Below are 15404 nucleotides of genomic sequence, written 5' to 3'. Positions count from 1 at the left end.
CCATTCGCTTGGGGCAGATATTTGCCTGGCCGCCTTGTGGGCCTCCAGCCCTGCCGGCACGATGGCTGATCGTGCCTCCCCTGCCGTGACCTCAGCCTTCGCCTTCCTCGGAGACAGCACGCTTGATTTCGGCAATCTCACTGCCACGGCCTCTTTTCTCGGGGAGCGTCACCCGTTCCGCCAACCGCTCTACAACGGCGGCGGCAATGTCAAGGCGTCGGATGGCTTTGTGCTCGGCGAGCAGATCGTGCGTCGCCTCGGTGCCGCCAGCCGAAAATCGCCGGCCCGCCTGAGCTCCGCTGAGCTGATCAACCTCTCCAATGAACCGCTGCGGCGGGGGTTGCGCAACACCGACCCGAATGCCCAGGTGTTCAATTTTGCCTATGCCGGCGCCACCTCCGGTGGACGCGGTTCCAGCACTGCCGGGTTGGAGGACTTCCAGATCGGCCTGAAGCGCCAGGCCGCCACTCTGGCCGAGGCGGCCCAGTTCACACGCTCCAGCCCGGATCTCGATGTGATCATCAGTGGCGGCACCAACGATGTTTTCGACTTCCTGGAGGGCAATCAGACTCGCATCCGGAACGTGCTGCTCACGCCCGGCCGAGGTGACGACAATCGCCTGGCCAACCTGGTGGCCCGCAAAGTCGTTGCCAACATTGATGAGAGTCTTGACAGCATCACCGGTCTCTACAATGAAGCTGTCGTGATCGGCACCACCAAGCTAAGTGCCATCCCCCGAATCCGGCAGTCCTCCAATGAGCTCAAGCGTGTGCCGCTGCTGGGCAGCTCCCTGGCCAACGAATTCCGGGGTTTTGCGGATCGCATCAGCGGCTCGATCAACGCCAGACTCGAAGAGAAATACAATTCGAGTGACGAGAATGGAATTTTCGCTGTGAATGGAATCGATGCCTGGAAGTCCTTGCGGTCTCCAGGATTCGTTGACACCATTCACCCGGATTCCAAAACCAATGGACGTCTTGCTGATTTTGTCGTGTCTCAGATCAGCGATGCGGCCGTGCTTGATAGCTTCGGTTTATAGGTGGCGCTTGGCTGCTCAGCTTGCAGGTTGATTTCGTAGGGGGGTCAGATCACCTTGGACGCCGCAATCGCGTTGGTGATCTCGTAGATCGACCAGCCATGCAGCAGCAAATGACGCACGAACCTGGAGGCTTCGCAGTCACCATCGAAGATGCGTTCTTCGATGGTTTCGAGCGTGTCTGCTCTCGCCTCCTTGAGGTGATGCATGGCGCAATAGTCTTTGTTGCCGGTGTTGTAAACCACCCACCTTCCTCGATAGGGAGCTCCGCAGTCGCGCAGGCTGATCAGCGGCGTCATCGAATCCCAGGGAACGGGGTGGTATTCAGCGCTCAGGGCGGCGGCTGCACTGGCTTCTGGAACGTCAAGAACGGGATCGGGGATCAGCATCGGGCTCAGGAGTATGGGGCTCGAACGGCATGGCGTGCCATTCACCCAGCCAAGGGCGCCGGGGGGCCCGTCATCTGTAGTGATCACTACCAACGTCATGGCTTGTGACTTGATCGTTTGAGTACTTCTGCTCAGCAATGTTGGCGTCAGGCTGGAGAGAATCCGCTTCGTCTTCGGCGGGTTGGTCCACGTCTTTCTCCTGCTCCAGATCCAGATCCAGATCCTGCTGTTCTGACGGCTCCACGGATTGCGCTGCGTCGGCCTGGGCAGTGGCGAAGCGATAGCGCAGCCCCAGCACATAGGCGTTGTTGTCGCAGGCCTTGATGCAATCCAACGTGCCGTAGACGCCGGAGCGGTGGTGCAGCCGGCCCACCAGCGACCACCGCCGGTTGAGCGCGGCATCGGCTTCGAAGGCCAGGTAGTTCACCAGCCGGCGGCCGTTGCCGCCGCGCTGCCGCTGCAGCTTGCTGCGGCTGGTGTACACCGAAAGCCCCTCCACCACCGTCAACGACAGCCAGCGGCTGGGGTACAGCTTCAGCCCAAGCCCGATCGTGCCCTCGCCGAAGCTCTGTCCCGGGGTGGTGGCTCCATCCACGGCCTGGTGGCCGATGAGGTTGGCGTCCAAAACCAGACCGATCCGGCCCCGCTTCCAGATCCTGCCCTGCACTCCCACGCCGCCCAGACCCTCGGAGCGCCATCCCTTCTCGAGGCGCAGACTCTGCCCGAGGTTGCCGTCGGTCATGGCGCCACCCCACAGCGTCAGGTTCCAGTCGCTCCAGTGCGGCTGGGAGGTGCGCCAGCCGCATTGCCACTCCCCCAGCCCATCGAACAGGTTGCGCAGCACGCTCCCCATGCCGTCCTGCCCGGCTCTGGGGTGATCCGGATCGCAGATCGCCGGCAGGCTCATGCGCAGGTGGGCTGGGCCTGGATCTGGCCCTGGCATCACGGGCGCGGCCTGGGCGTGGGGTGCCGCCAACGTGGCCAGGAGCAGCAGGGCGCTGCGGCGGGTGGCTGGTCCCATGCCAGGTGCCGGCAGCTGCAGGGATTCTCCAGTCCACCGCGGCGAATCGGGGCGACCCACGGGCACCCAGACTGATGGCACACCCCTGGCGCTGTTCGATGGCCTGGTTCGTGAAGATCGAGGAGGGCGTTGTGGAGAAGGCCCGCTTCGATGCCGTGGTGCCGGCCCATCTGGCCTGGCTGGCGGAGCTGGAGCGGCAGGGGTACCGCCCCCGCAGCGGCTACTGGGCCGACCGCCGGGGCCGCAACGGCGATGGCGCCGGCGGCATGTTGCTGTTCTGGGCCGACGACTGGAGCACGGCCGACCACCTGGTGCGCAGCGATCCCCTGATCCTCGCCGGCTGTGTGCGCTGGAGCCTGCACGAGTGGCAGCTGGTGCACGGCTCCCTGCCGGCCGCTCAGGAGTGAAACAACAGCACCAGCCCGGAGCTGAGCTGGTGGAACTCCCGCTCCTCGCGGCTGAGGTCGAGACCCACCTGCAGTCCTTCCTTGAGGGCGTCCTCGTAGGGGGGCGACGTGGGGGCCGCGCCGGCGCTCCAGAGGGCGGCGATGCCCACAGGCGTGGCATGCCAGCGGAACCGCGGAGTGGTTCCGATCTCCGGCTCGCTCAGAGCTTCTTCGAGCAGGTCGCGAATCGGCATGGGTCCCCAGACGCGCACGCAGCTTCGGCAGCTCAGCGGCAGGGAGCAATCAGCTGAGAGCTTTCGTGATGAACCGGCCCAGCGCCCAGCAGCAGGCCGGCGCCCAGCAGCAGCCCGGCGGCCAGCAGCCAGAGCAGCTGCAGGCGGCGGTTGAGGCTGAGCATCCGCCCCACCGCGGCCCGATCGGGGGCCGGCTGGCCAGCGGCCAGCAGGGGTTTGGGGCGGGGCTGGCCGCCGTAGTGGTTCAGGCCCCCCAGCTGCACCCCCACCAGCTGGGCGAAGGCCGCCTGGGACACGCCGGCGTTGGGCGACGGGTCGGGCCACCCATCACGGCAGGCGGCCCGCAGCAGCGCCGGCCCTCGCCAGGGCTGGCCGGCGGCGGCGGGCAGGCTGAGGGCGGTGAGGCGGCAGGGCAGCCACACCAGCAGGTCGTCGAGGCGGGCCCCGGCGCTGCCCAGCCAGGTGAGCCGCCCGCGCCGGTAGCCGAGCATCGAATCGAGCGTGCTGGCGGCCTTGAAGCCCCAGGCCAGGGCCAGCGGGCCGGGCAGGCTCCAGAGGCCAGCGCTCCAGATCCCTGCTCCCACCAGCATCCAGAACAGGGGCGCGAACAGGCCATCCACACCGTTTTCACTGGCGGTCTCGGCCAGGGCCCTGAGGATGGCGCTGGCATCGAGGTGGTCGGTGTCGCGGCCCACGATCCAGGCCAGCCGCCGCCGCGCCTCCGCCAGATCCGGTCCGCCTTTGGGCTGATCGCCTCTGGGCTGCCCAACGGGTGATGGCAGCGCCTCCAGCACGGCCTCGATCGCCTGCTCCAGGCTGCGGCCGGCCAGGGCGCTGGCCAGGGCCACCACCAGCAGCGCCTGGCCCGGCCAGCCTGTCAGCGCCACGCGCTCCAGACCCCATCCCGCCAGGCCGGAGCCGGCCACCAGCACCAGGGTGATGGCGCCGCCGGCCAGTCGCAGGGCCCAGGGGCGGTCGCCGGCCCAGGCCTCGGCCAGCTGCCGCAGCCGGGTGATCAGCCAGCCCATGGCCACCACCGGGTGAAGAATCCCGGGGGGATCGCCCACGAGCCGGTCGAGCCCGCAGGCTAGAGCCACCAGCAGCAAGGGCTGGATCAGGCGGCCTTCAGCCAGCTGAACATCGCCCGCAGGCCCGTGCCCACCTGCTCGATCGGATGCTGGCTGTCGCGTTCGCGGATCTTCGTCATCTCCGGCTTGCCGGCCTCACATTCGGCCACGAAGTTGCGGGCGAAGGTGCCGTCCTGGATGTCGGCGAGGATGCGCTTCATCTCCGCTTTGGTGTCGGCGGTGATCAGCCGCGGACCGCTCACGTAGTCGCCGTATTCGGCGGTGTTGGAGATCGAATCGCGCATGGCGGTGAGGCCGCCCTTCACCATCAAATCCACGATCAGCTTCACCTCGTGCAGGCACTCGAAGTAGGCCAGCTCGGGCTGGTAGCCCGCCTCCACCAGGGTTTCGAAACCGGCCTTCACCAGTTCGCTGAGGCCGCCACAGAGCACCGCCTGTTCCCCGAACAGGTCGGTTTCGGTCTCCTCCTTGAAGTTGGTTTCGAGGATGCCGGCGCGGGTGCCGCCGATGGCCTTGGCGTAGGCCATGGCCAGATCACGGGCCTTGCCGCTGGCATCCTGCTGCACGGCGAACAGGCAGGGCACACCCTGGCCGTTCTGGTATTCCCAGCGCACGGTGTGGCCTGGCCCCTTGGGGGCGATCATCACCACGTCCACATCGGCGGGGGGCTGGATCAGCCCGAAGCGGATGTTGAAGCCGTGGGCGAAGCTCAGCACCTTGCCGGCGCTCAGGTGCGGGGCGATTTCGGCCGCGTACACCGCCTTCTGCGCCTCATCGGGCAGCAGCACCATGATCCAGTCGGCCTTGGCGCAGGCCTCGGCCACGCTCAGCACCTCCAGGCCGTCGGCCCGGGCCTTGTCGGCCGAGCGGCTGCCGGCGTAGAGGCCCACCACCACGTCGATGCCGCTGTCCTTGAGGTTCAGGGCGTGGGCGTGGCCCTGGGAGCCGTAGCCGATGATGGCCACCGTCTTGCCGCTCAGCAGCGAGAGATCGGCGTCGGAGTCGTAGAAGAGCTGGGCCATCCGGGCGCGGGCGTGGGCGGGGAGCAAGGGTGGAGCTTACGCAAGGGCCACCCGGCCCAGGGCTGACCAGCCGGTTTCAGGCCTCGCTGGGGTGGGAGATCACCCGGTCGATCAGGCCGTACTCCTTGGCCTCGGCGGCGCTGAGGAAATAGTCGCGGTCGGTGTCCTTCTCGATCTTCTCGAAGGGCTGGCCGGTCATCTCGGCCATGCTGTGGTTGAGCATGTCCTTGATGCGCAGGATCTCGCGCGCCTCGATCTCGATGTCGCTGGCCTGGCGCTGACTGGTGCCCCCCAGGGGCTGGTGGATCATGATCCGGCTGTGGGGGAGCGCCAGGCGCTTGCCCTTGGTGCCGGCCCCGAGCAGGAAGGCGCCCATGCTGGCGGCCAGCCCCACGCAGATCGTCACCACGTCGCTCTTCACATACTGGATCGTGTCGTAGATCGCCAGGCCGGCGGTCACCGAGCCACCTGGGGAGTTGATGTAGAGGTAGATCGGCTTGGAGTTGTCATCCGAGTCGAGATACAGCATCTGAGCCACCAGTGCATTGGCGATGCTGTCGTTCACCTCCGAGCCCAGAAACAGGATGCGTTCCACACCGAGGCGGGTGTAGATGTCCACCCAGCGCTCGTACTGGCTGCCGGGCAGGCGGTAGGGAACGCTGGGGGTGCCGATGGGCATGGCTTGAGGAGAGTTTGGGGGGAAGAGAGGAACGGAGAGCTGGGCCGGCGGCGATGCCGCAGGCGATCGTCAGCCGATGCCGGCGGCGGTGGGAACGGGAGTGGGCAACTCCTTCTGGCTGGTGAGCACGCGGTCGATGAGGCCGTAGTCCTTGGCCTGCTCAGCGGTGAGGTAGGTCATGCGTTCGGAGTCTCTGCCCAGCTGCTCCACGCTCTTGCCGGTGTTCTCGGACAGCATCTCGAGCATGGTGTGCTTGTTGTGCAGCACCTCCTTGGCCCGGATCTGAATATCGGTGGCCTTGCCGCGGGCGCCGCTGCGGGGCTGGTGCAGCACGATCGAGGCGTGGGGCAGGGCGGCCCGCTGGCCCTTGGCGCCAGCGCTGAGGATCATTGCCGCGGTGCCCATGGCCTGGCCGATGCAGATGGTGTGCACCGGGGGCTTCACGTAGCGGATCGTGTCGGCGATGGCGAAGGCCTCGGTTTCAAAGCCGATGGCATCACCGGTGAACCAGGAGGTGCCGGTGGAGTTGATGTAGAAGAAGATCGGTTTGTCTGGGTTGTCGAACTCCAGATAGAGGAGTTGGGCAATGATCAGCTCGGTCACGTCCACGCCCATCTGGCGCTTGGCGTCGTCGTCGCTGAACAGGGGCAGGCCCAGGTAGACGATGCGCTCCTTGAGCAGCAGCGAGGGCAGATCCGGGGGTGGGGTGCGCATCACGGCGGAGTCGCCGTAGTAGGGGGCTGACACCGACATCCGCGAACCTTGCTCATGCACTGAAACGGAGCCTAGCGGGGCCTGCCCGAGGCCCGCTCGCTCCGATGGCGGGCGGGCTCGAGCTGGGCGAACACGATGCGGCCGGTGGGGTTCTGCAGCGCCCCGGTGATCACCACGTCGAGGCGCTCGCCGAGGCGGCCCCTGGCCCCCTCCACCACCACCATGGTGCCGTCGTCGAGGTAGCCCACGCCCTGTTCGGCCTCCTTGCCGTCGCGCACGATCTTGAGCTGCAGCTCATCGCCGGGCTGCACCTCCGGCCGCAGGGCGATCACCAACTCGCTGAGGTTGAGCACCTGCAGGCCCTTCACCTCGGCCACCTTGGCCAGGTTGTAGTCGGCGGTGAGCAGGGTGCCGCCGGTGTCGGCGGTGAGGGTCTGGAGCTTGTCGTCCACCCCCTTGCCGTCGTAGCGGGTGCTGTTCACCACCAGCCGCCGACCGTAGCTGTCGCGCAGCTGGCTGAGCAGCTTGAGACCGCGGCGGCCGCGGGCGCGCTTCTCGGCGTTACCGGAATCGGCCAGGGTCTGGAGTTCGTCGATCACGCACTGGGCCACGATCACCTGGCCCTCCAGCAGGCCCGAATCGAGCAGACCCCGGATGCGGCCGTCGATGATCACGCTGGTGTCGAGAATCTTGGCGGTGGCGGGCCGCAGCACCCCCTCGGCCACCAGCAGGGCCTCGGCGTTGCTGGGGCTGAACAGGCGCAGCAGGGTGCGGCCGTGCACCTCGGCCAGGTTGTAGCCCGACACGCCGAAGAACACGTTGCTGAGCACCGCCGCCAGGGGCTTGATGAAGATCACCTCCCAGGGCAGCGGCAGCAGCAGGATCGGCGCCAGCAGCAGGTTGGCCACCAGCAGGCCCAGGATCAGGCCCACGGCGCGGCTCACCAGCAGGTCGGTGGGCATCGAGCGCACCTGCTGGGTGAGCCGGCGGCGCAGCTGCCCGAAGAAGAATCCCGCCAGCAGGCCGAAGAACGCCCCGAAACCGCCCAGCACCGTGCGCAGCCCCTCGGGGTTGTTCACCTGCACCAGCAGCGCTTCCGGCAGCAGGTCCACCCCCAGCCAGCCGGCCGCTGCCCCGGAGATCAGGAACAGAATCAGAATGAGGGAGTCCACCATTGACGCTGCCTCTGGTGTGTCGTCCGCTCAGGCAGGCAGCATGCCTGAAACCCGGGCACTTGGCCGGCGGGGGTAACCGCACTTGATCGTGTTCGCACACACAACGCGCCCCGAACCACCGCGCCCCCGCCCCCCGCGCAGCGCCTACCTGCACATCCCCTTCTGCCACCGGCGCTGCTTCTACTGCGACTTTCCGGTGGTGCCCCTGGGTGATCGGGCCACCGGTGAGGCGGGCGCGCCAGGAGCCAGCTCGATCACGGCCTACCTGGGGCTGCTGCAGCGCGAGATCGCCGCCTCCCCCGCCGGTCCGCCCCTGAGCACGGTGTACCTGGGCGGCGGCACCCCCTCCCTGCTCACCCCCGCCCAGGTGGGCCAGCTTCTGGGGGCGCTGCGCGCCCGCTTCGGCCTGGCCCCCGGCGCCGAGATCAGCCTGGAGCTGGATCCGGCCAGTTTCGATCAGGCCCGCCTGGCCGGTTACCTGGCCGCCGGAATCAACCGCGTCAGCCTGGGTGGCCAGAGCTTTGACGACACCGTGCTGGCGGCCCTGGGGCGGCGCCACCGCGGGGAAGACCTGGAGCAGGCGGCCCGCTGGCTGGAGCAGGCCCGTGGCCGCGGCGCGCTGGCCAGCTGGAGCCTGGATCTGATCCAGGCGGCGCCGGGCCAGGACCGGGCCGGCTGGCGCCGGCAGCTGCGCCGGGCGATCGCCACCGGTGCCCCGCACCTCTCGGTGTACGACCTCACGATCGAGCCGGGCACGGTGTTTGCCCGGCGCCTGGAGCGCGGCCAGCTGGAGCTGCCCGACAGCGACCTGGCCGCCGACCTCATGGACCTCACCTGGGCTGAGCTCACGGCGGCGGGCTACGGCCACTACGAGATCTCCAACTACGCCCGGCCCGGTCACGCCTCGCGCCACAACCGTGTGTACTGGAGTGGCGCCGGCTGGTGGGGCTTCGGCATGGGCGCCACCGCTGCCCCCTGGGGGGAGCGCCAGGCCCGGCCGCGCACCCGGGAGGCCTATGCCGCCTGGCTGGAGCACAGCCTCGCCTCGCCCCCCTCTGCCCCGGCCGTCCCTGCTCCGCCCCGCCCCGGCCTGCCGCTGGATGAGCGCCTGATGGTGGGCCTGCGCCGCCGCGAGGGGGTGCGCCTGCCGGCCCTGCTGGCGGCGGCGGGGTGGCCGGCGGCCGAGGCCGCCCAGGCCCTCGCGGAGCTGCGCCGCCGCCTGGAGCCCTGGCTGGAGGAGGGGTTGCTGCTGGAGGAGGGCGGCCGCTGGCGGCTGGCCGATCCGGCCGGCCTGGCGCTCAGCAATGGGGTGCTGCGGGAGGTGCTGGGCTGGTGGGAGCAGCGGGGAGAGCGGCTGGCCGTGGCTGGTCGGCGATCCATTGGCGCAGCGCCTCCACCGCCCGCTGCCGTCCCGGCAGCAGCGGCGGGCTGAAGGGGGGCTGGCGCGGCGTCAGACCCAGCAGGTCGGCGGTGACCCGCACCTGGCCGTCGCAGGCGTCGCCGGCGCCGATGCCCACCACGGGAATCTGCAGCCGGCCACTCAGCTCAGCCCCCAGTTCCGCCGGCACGTGCTCCAGCACCAACGCGAAGCAGCCGGCCGCCTGCAGGGCGTCGGCAGCGTGGATCAGGCGCTGGCGGCTGGCCTCATCGTTGCCCTGGCGCCGGTAGCCGAGGCGGTGCACCGACTGGGGCGTGAGGCCGATGTGGCCCATCACCGGGATGCCGCTGCGCACCAGCCGGTCGATCACCGCCAGGGTTTCCGGCTCGGCGCCCTCCAGCTTCACCGCCGCCGCCGGCGTTTCCTTGAGCACCCGCCCGGCGGCGGCCACGGCCTCATCGGTGCTGCACTGGTAGCTGAGAAAGGGCAGGTCGCAGATCAGCAGCGGCTCCTGGCCCGCCGCGCAGCTGCCGGCCAGCCCCCGCCCGGCGGCCCGGCAGTGGTGCAGCATCTCCTCGAGGGTCACCGGCAGGGTGGTGGGGTGACCGAGCACCACCATGGCCAGGGAGTCGCCCACCAGCAGCGCGTCGGCGCCGGCCTCGGCCACCAGCGCCGCCGAGAGGGCATCCCAGGCGGTGAGCACGGTGATCGGCAGGCCGGCCTGCTTGCGACGCAGCAGATCCGCGGGGCGCAGGGGCACGGCGAAGGCTCAGAGAGGATGCATTGCTAGCATCGACTCGACTCGGACCCACGCGGCCTTGACGCCCAAACCTGGTCAGGACCGGAAGGTAGCAGCCACACGGGATGCTCAGAGCAGGCGTGGACTCCGGGTCACCCTCTTGAAACGGTTCCGCTCAGCTCTCGCTTGCCTCTCAGCTCTCGCTTGACTGACGGGCCTGCCGGTTGAGCAGAAACGGCGGAATCATGGCACCACGGTCTTCGCGCTGTTGGGGAGCCGGAGTGCCGCCGCCGAGCAGATTGGCGTCGTTGAAGCTCATCGCCGGCCGCTCATGGCGGTAGGGAGCACCGCTGTCGAAACCGGTGGCAATCACGGTGACATGGATCTCACCTTCGAGGCGTTCGTCCACAACGGCGCCCACGATGATGTTGGCGTCGGGATCCACCACGTCGTAGATCACTTCCGAGGCGGTGGTCATGTCTTCAAGGGTCATGTCCTTGCCGCCGCTGATGTTGATCACCACCCCTGTGGAGCCGTCGATGCGGGCCGACTCCAGCAGGGGGCTGGTCATGGCCGCCTGGGCGGCCTCGCTGGCGCGGCTGCGGCCGGAGCCCACACCGATGCCCAGCAGGGCCGTGCCGGCATCGGACATCACCGAGCGCACATCGGCGAAGTCCACGTTCACCAGGCCGGGGCGCACGATGATGTCGCTGATGCCCTTCACGCCCATGCGCAGCACGTCGTCGGCGGCGCGGAAGGCCTCGTTCAGGGGAGCTCCGGCGATGGCATCGCGCAGGCGATCGTTGGGGATCACGATCAGCGTGTCCACATGCTCAGCGAGGCGGGCGATGCCCTCTTCCGCCTGGCGCTGGCGCTTGCGGCCCTCGAAGCCGAACGGCTTGGTGACGATCCCCACGGTGAGGGCGCCCACCTCCTTGGCCACCTCAGCCACAATCGGCGCCGCGCCGGTGCCGGTGCCGCCGCCCATGCCGGCGGCAATGAACACCAGATCGGCACCCTGGAGTGATTCCTGCAGTTCGCTGCGGGATTCCTCGGCGGCCTTCTGGCCGATCACCGGGTTGCCCCCTGCCCCGAGGCCGCGGGTGAGCATCTGGCCCAGCTGCGTGCGGTGCTGGGCGGCCGATTGCAGCAGGGCCTGGGCGTCGGTGTTGAGCACCCGATACCCCACACCCTGGAGATCGGAGGCGATCATCCGGTTCACCGCATTGCTGCCGCCACCGCCCACGCCGATCACCTCGATCCGAGCCGATTGGCTGGGGACGATGCCGAGGTTCTGGGCTGGGCTGGAGGTCATGACGGTGGAGTGGGGGGAATCTCCGTTGGCGGAGGGGAGTTCAGCTCCCATAGGGGCGTCCACCTCGAGGCTGGTCTGGTTGAACTGCCCCTGCCCGTTGACCTGCCCGTGCATGCTGTCGAGCGCCTGTTCGGCGGAATCGGGGAAGTTTCACACGATTACCGGCTTTCTGGGGGGCTGCTGCTCGTGTGCGCACATTACAGCGACTGATTCCGGCTCGATCAGGGTTTGATCACGGGCTGGCGGCGGCCGTTCTGGGCGGCTGTTTCAAGGCCAGTTCCGGCTGCTCCGGTTCCGTGAGGTCGATCGCCTGCAGTGTCTTGCCCTGGAGATGGGGGGGCAGGGTTTCGATCAGGTGGTTGAGCACCTCCAGCCGGCGGGGCAGCCGGTTGTCGCCGGGGCCCAGGTGCACCTCGCCCAGACGGGCGCTCTGCACCGAGAGCGCACCGTTGGGCTCGAAGCGGATCTGGCGCAGGTCGGCGCTGAGCCGCTCACTGGCCTGCAGCATCAGGGTGAGGCTGGGCCGGTGGTGCTCTCGCCAGCCCAGCACCAGCGGCCCCTCGCTGGCGGCGCCCGCCAGGCCCTGCACCTGACGGGCACTCATCCAGTACCCCTGGCGATCCACGTAGCCCTGCTCAAGGCCCTTGGGCCCGAGCCGCTGGGCCCGGGCCACGGGTTCCCGGTCCACCAGCTCCACCCGCAGCCGTGGCGGGGCCATCCAGCGGCTCACCCGCACCTCCATCACCGGCAGGGTGTCCTGCAGCTCCGCCTCCAGGCGCCGTGGCTCCAGGCTGAGCAGGGGCTGGGGGAAGTTCAGCCCGGCGGCGTTGATCACCTGCTCGCGGTCGATGTGGTGGCTGCCTTCCACCTCCACCTGCTCGGCGCTGCTCAGGGTCCAGCCCTGGCGCAGAAGCAGGGTGCCGAGGCCGGCGCTCAGGCCCAGCAGCACCAGCATCTGCCAGGCGTTGCGCAGGCGCTCGTTGCGGCGCTGCAGGCGCAGCTCCCGCCGGCGCTCCACTCCCGGGGGCAAGGGGCGGGCCTGGCTCACAGCTCGCAGCGGGAGCGGGACATCAGCTCGCCCATCCAGCGCCGGGCCCGCTCGGCATCGGCGAAGGCCAGATCCTTCTGCTCACCGCCACCCACCAGGCGCAGCCGGCAGCTGCCCTGGGCCTCCTCGGTGAGGGGGGCTTCACCGGAGCCCAGGGCGAGCAGCTCCACCAGCTCCAGCTGCTTGATCATGAAGCTGTCTTCGAGCTGCAGCTGGCCGGCCTCGAAGCGGCTCCAACTCAGCACCCCATCCACCAGACGTGCCGCTCCGCAGCCGTCGAGCTTGGCCAGCTCGGAGCCTTCGGCCCACTCCCGAAACAATTGCTGCCGCCGCCGCTCCAGCCAGCCCAGGGCCACGAGCAACACGAACACCAGCAGCAGCGGCAGCCACAGCAGTCCGTGACTCATTGCCCCAGGCCTCCGGCGAGCAGGGAATGGCGGCATTCTCCCGCCGACTGCACCAGTTCGTGCACCAGCGCATCGAGTGCAACACCGCTGGCCTGCCACAGCATCGGATACATGCTCTGGCTGGTGAAACCCGGCAGGGTGTTGATCTCATTCAGCCAGAGCTCACCACTGGCTTCGTCGTAGAAGAAATCCACCCGCGTCAGCCCCTGGGTGTTCGCCGCCGCGCAGGCCTGGATGGCCATGGCCCGGGCGCGCTGGGCAACCGCCTCGGGCACCGGCGCCGGGATCAGCGTGTGGCTGCGGCCTTCGCTGTACTTGGTCTCGTAGTCGTACCAGTCGGCGTCGAAGCGGATCTCGCCCAGCACCGAGGCCTGCAGCGGCCGGCCGCTGCCACCCTTCACCGCGCACTCCAGCTCCCGGGCCGTCACGCCCTGCTCCACCACGATCCGGGGATCAAGGGCGGCGGCCTCGTGCAGCCCCGCCAGCAGTCCGGCGCGGTCGGTGGCCTTGCTGATGCCCACCGAGGAGCCCAGGTTGGCCGGCTTGACGAAGCAGGGGTAGCCCAGCTGCCGCTCCAGGCGATCGAGCAGGGCGAGCGGTTCACCCTCCGGTTCCGCCTGAAGTTCGCTGGCATGGACGCAGGCGTAGGGCACCTGGGGCAGGCCGGCGGCGGCGAAGGCGGCCTTCATGGCCTGCTTGTCCATGCCCACCGCAGAGCCCAGCACGCCGGAGCCCACGAACGGCACCTGCATCAGGCTGAACAGGCCCTGGATGGTGCCGTCCTCACCGTTGGGGCCGTGCAGCACCGGAAACCACACGTCCATCTCCAGGGCGCCGGCGGGAAAGCCGCGGAAGCCGGGCGCCGCCGGAGGGGCTGTGGGCTGGCCAAGGGCCTGCTCAAGCTGCTCGGCGCTGGCCGGGATGCCCTGGGCCAGCACCGCATCAGCCAGCTGCGGGCCCCACCAGCGGCCCGCCGGGTCGATGTAGAAGCAGTGCACCAGGTAGCGCTGGGCATTCTTTGCCTGCCGCAGCCCCCGGTGCACGGTGGCGGCCGAGCGGATCGAGATGGCGTGCTCGCCCGAGGCCCCGCCGAAGACCAGGCCGACGTGAACCGGAGCGGCGCAAACCGGCGTGGGATCGGTCACAGCGGAGCTGGCGGCAGGAGGCATCGGCGGGCTGGGAAATGCAGTCCACAGGCGCTGCAGACGGTTGCTGCCGCCACAGCGCTGGGCTGGAACTCAGGCCAGTGTGCCGCTCAGGGAGAAGGCGCGCACCTCCCCGATCCGCACGTCCACCAGCTCGCCCGGCAGGATCGCCGTGCCATCGCTTCGCCGGCCGGGGAAGAACGTGAGCCGGTTGGTGCGGGTGCGGCCCATCACCTGTGCCGGATCCTTGGGGTTGTTGCCCTCCACCAGGATCTGCTCGAGGCGGCCGGCGTAGCGGGCGCTGCGCTCCCTGGCCTTGGCTTCCACCAGGGCATTGAGCTCCCGCAGGCGCTCCACCTTCACCGCTTCGGGGAGTTGATCGGGCCAGTCGGCCGCCGGTGTGTTGGGCCGCGGCGAGTAGGCGGCGGTGTTCACCGCATCGAAGCCGAGCTCTTCGATCAGATCGAGGGTGCGGCGGTACTGGGCGTCGGTTTCGCCCGGGAAGGCCACGATCACATCGGCGCTGATGGCGGCATCGGGCATGCGCTCGCGGATGCGCGCCACGATGCGGCGGTAGCGATCCACCGTGTAGCCGCGGGCCATCGCCCTGAGCACGGCGTCGTCGCCGCTCTGGAAGGGGATGTGGAAGTGCTCGCACAGCTTGGGCAGCGCGGCGCAGGCGTCGATCAGGCGCTCGGTGAAGTAGCGCGGGTGGCTGGTAGCGAAGCGGATCCGCTCGATCCCCGCCACGTCGTGCACGAGATGGAGCAGGTCGGTGAGGGTGTGGGCTCGGCGGCCCTCGGGGGTGATGCCGGGCAGGTCACGGCCGTAGGCGTCGATGTTCTGGCCCAGCAGGGTGATTTCCTTGAAGCCGCGGGCCGCCAGCCCCTCCATCTCCAGCCTGATCGCCTCGGGCAGCCGGCTCTGCTCCTGGCCCCGCACTGAGGGCACCACGCAGTAGGTGCAGCGCTCGTTGCAGCCGTAGATCACATTCACCCAGCCGCACACCGAGCTGTCGCGGCGGGCCGTGGTGATGTCCTCGAGGATGTGGTGCTCCCCGGTGGCCACCACCTGCTGGCCCTGCTCCACCTGGGCCAGCAGGGTGTCGAGGCGGTTGGCGTGCTGGGGCCCCATCACCAGATCCAGCTCGGGCACGCGCCGCAGCAGCGATTCCCCCTCCTGCTGGGCCACGCAGCCCGCCACCACCAGGGTGAGATGGGGGTTGCTGCGCTTGCGCTGGGCCTGGCGCCCGACATAGCTGTACACCTTCTGTTCCGCGTTGTCGCGGATCGTGCAGGTGTTGTAGAGCACCAAATCGGCGCTGTGTTCGTCGACGCCGGGCCAGTAGCCCATCGCTTCGAGGATTCCGGCCATGCGCTCGGAATCGGCCTTGTTCATCTGGCAGCCGAAGGTGGTGATCCAGTAGCTGCCGCGCCCGGCCGCTGAGGGAAGCGTGGGGGCGGAGGTGGGGACTGAACCCGGGGCGGTGCCGGGTGCTGCAGGGATGGTGGCCGTCATCGCCCCAGTTTCGGCCATCACGGCTGCGGACGGTGCCCGCATCCATGCCAGCGTGAGCGGGCCACACCGTTGGCCTGGGGCCGCCGACCC

The 15404-nt window shown here is 69.1% G+C and carries 16 protein-coding genes, 1 other RNA gene and 1 pseudogene; 4 read left to right on the top strand and 14 right to left on the bottom strand.

Features of this window, described 5'->3' with window-relative positions; translation table 11 throughout:
* The first annotated feature begins 85 nt into the window (after positions 1–85).
* Positions 86–1039, top strand: coding sequence for an SGNH/GDSL hydrolase family protein (locus KBY96_RS01715; RefSeq protein WP_254977461.1), 954 nt, complete (start codon positions 86–88; stop codon positions 1037–1039).
* A gap of 44 nt (positions 1040–1083) precedes the next feature.
* Here the strand turns inward: KBY96_RS01715 and KBY96_RS01710 are convergent, their stop codons facing one another.
* The gene (locus KBY96_RS01710) at positions 1084–1425 is read right to left on the bottom strand and encodes a hypothetical protein (protein WP_254977460.1); all 342 of its coding nucleotides are present in this window, start codon (positions 1423–1425) and stop codon (positions 1084–1086) included.
* A 70-nt stretch (positions 1426–1495) separates the two neighbouring features.
* Positions 1496–2446: a hypothetical protein gene (locus tag KBY96_RS01705; protein WP_254977459.1), complete on the bottom strand. Its 951-nt coding sequence runs from the start codon at positions 2444–2446 to the stop codon at positions 1496–1498.
* Positions 2447–2544: 98 nt separating this feature from the next.
* Here KBY96_RS01705 and KBY96_RS01700 point away from each other — a divergent pair, with 98 nt between their 5' ends.
* Positions 2545–2853 carry a YciI family protein gene (locus tag KBY96_RS01700; RefSeq protein ID WP_254977458.1) on the top strand — a complete coding sequence of 103 codons (309 nt, stop codon included), beginning with the start codon at positions 2545–2547 and terminating at the stop codon, positions 2851–2853.
* Here the strand turns inward: KBY96_RS01700 and KBY96_RS01695 are convergent.
* The 6 genes from KBY96_RS01695 to KBY96_RS01670 form a co-directional block, all read right to left on the bottom strand.
* Positions 2844–3086, bottom strand: a complete 243-nt coding sequence (locus KBY96_RS01695) for a hypothetical protein (protein WP_254977457.1) — start codon at positions 3084–3086, stop codon at positions 2844–2846. The genes KBY96_RS01700 and KBY96_RS01695 overlap by 10 nt on opposite strands.
* Before the next feature lie 32 nt (positions 3087–3118).
* Complete coding sequence (gene cbiB, locus KBY96_RS01690; RefSeq protein WP_254977456.1) at positions 3119–4183, bottom strand: adenosylcobinamide-phosphate synthase CbiB; 1065 nt, start codon at positions 4181–4183, stop codon at positions 3119–3121.
* Between the two features lie 17 nt (positions 4184–4200).
* Positions 4201–5196, bottom strand: a complete 996-nt coding sequence (gene ilvC, locus KBY96_RS01685; protein WP_254977646.1) for a ketol-acid reductoisomerase — start codon at positions 5194–5196, stop codon at positions 4201–4203.
* A gap of 76 nt (positions 5197–5272) precedes the next feature.
* A complete protein-coding gene (locus KBY96_RS01680; RefSeq protein ID WP_254977455.1) occupies positions 5273–5875 on the bottom strand; it encodes an ATP-dependent Clp protease proteolytic subunit in 603 nt (200 codons plus the stop codon).
* 69 nt (positions 5876–5944) lie between these two features.
* The gene (locus tag KBY96_RS01675; protein WP_254977454.1) at positions 5945–6628 is read right to left on the bottom strand and encodes an ATP-dependent Clp protease proteolytic subunit; all 684 of its coding nucleotides are present in this window, start codon (positions 6626–6628) and stop codon (positions 5945–5947) included.
* A gap of 32 nt (positions 6629–6660) precedes the next feature.
* On the bottom strand, positions 6661–7764 hold the full coding sequence (locus tag KBY96_RS01670; RefSeq protein WP_254977453.1) for a PIN/TRAM domain-containing protein: 1104 nt from the start codon (positions 7762–7764) through the stop codon (positions 6661–6663).
* An 88-nt stretch (positions 7765–7852) separates the two neighbouring features.
* Between KBY96_RS01670 and KBY96_RS16480 the strand changes: the two are divergent.
* A pseudogene (locus tag KBY96_RS16480) lies at positions 7853–8308 on the top strand (radical SAM protein); the annotation flags it as partial.
* Positions 8309–9062: 754 nt separating this feature from the next.
* Here the strand turns inward: KBY96_RS16480 and panB are convergent.
* Positions 9063–9896 (bottom strand): 3-methyl-2-oxobutanoate hydroxymethyltransferase, encoded by an 834-nt coding sequence (gene panB / locus KBY96_RS01660; protein ID WP_254977645.1) that lies wholly within the window; start codon positions 9894–9896, stop codon positions 9063–9065.
* A 45-nt stretch (positions 9897–9941) separates the two neighbouring features.
* Between panB and ffs the strand changes: the two genes are divergently transcribed.
* Positions 9942–10038: signal recognition particle sRNA small type (gene ffs / locus KBY96_RS01655), an RNA gene on the top strand.
* A gap of 36 nt (positions 10039–10074) precedes the next feature.
* Here ffs and ftsZ read toward each other — a convergent pair.
* The 5 genes from ftsZ to miaB all read right to left on the bottom strand — a co-directional run bounded on the left by ftsZ (position 10075) and on the right by miaB (position 15314).
* Positions 10075–11196, bottom strand: a complete 1122-nt coding sequence (gene ftsZ, locus KBY96_RS01650) for a cell division protein FtsZ (protein WP_254977452.1) — start codon at positions 11194–11196, stop codon at positions 10075–10077.
* 232 nt (positions 11197–11428) lie between these two features.
* Complete coding sequence (locus KBY96_RS01645) at positions 11429–12244, bottom strand: FtsQ-type POTRA domain-containing protein (RefSeq protein ID WP_254977451.1); 816 nt, start codon at positions 12242–12244, stop codon at positions 11429–11431.
* Entirely contained in the window at positions 12241–12651 is a 411-nt protein-coding gene (locus tag KBY96_RS01640) for a hypothetical protein (protein ID WP_254977450.1), read from the bottom strand. Before KBY96_RS01640 ends, KBY96_RS01645 begins: the two co-directional genes overlap by 4 nt.
* A complete protein-coding gene (locus KBY96_RS01635) occupies positions 12648–13796 on the bottom strand; it encodes a D-alanine--D-alanine ligase family protein (protein WP_254977449.1) in 1149 nt (382 codons plus the stop codon). The genes KBY96_RS01640 and KBY96_RS01635 overlap by 4 nt, the downstream gene beginning before the upstream one ends.
* Positions 13797–13889: 93 nt before the next feature.
* Positions 13890–15314 carry a tRNA (N6-isopentenyl adenosine(37)-C2)-methylthiotransferase MiaB gene (gene miaB / locus KBY96_RS01630; RefSeq protein ID WP_396122229.1) on the bottom strand — a complete coding sequence of 475 codons (1425 nt, stop codon included), beginning with the start codon at positions 15312–15314 and terminating at the stop codon, positions 13890–13892.
* Positions 15315–15404 lie beyond the last annotated feature (90 nt).

The organism is Cyanobium sp. ATX 6A2 (genome assembly GCF_024346355.1).
GTDB lineage: Bacteria > Cyanobacteriota > Cyanobacteriia > PCC-6307 > Cyanobiaceae > NIES-981.
The sequence above is the reverse complement of the archived record's forward strand: the minus strand, read 5'-3'. Positions and strand labels throughout refer to the sequence as shown.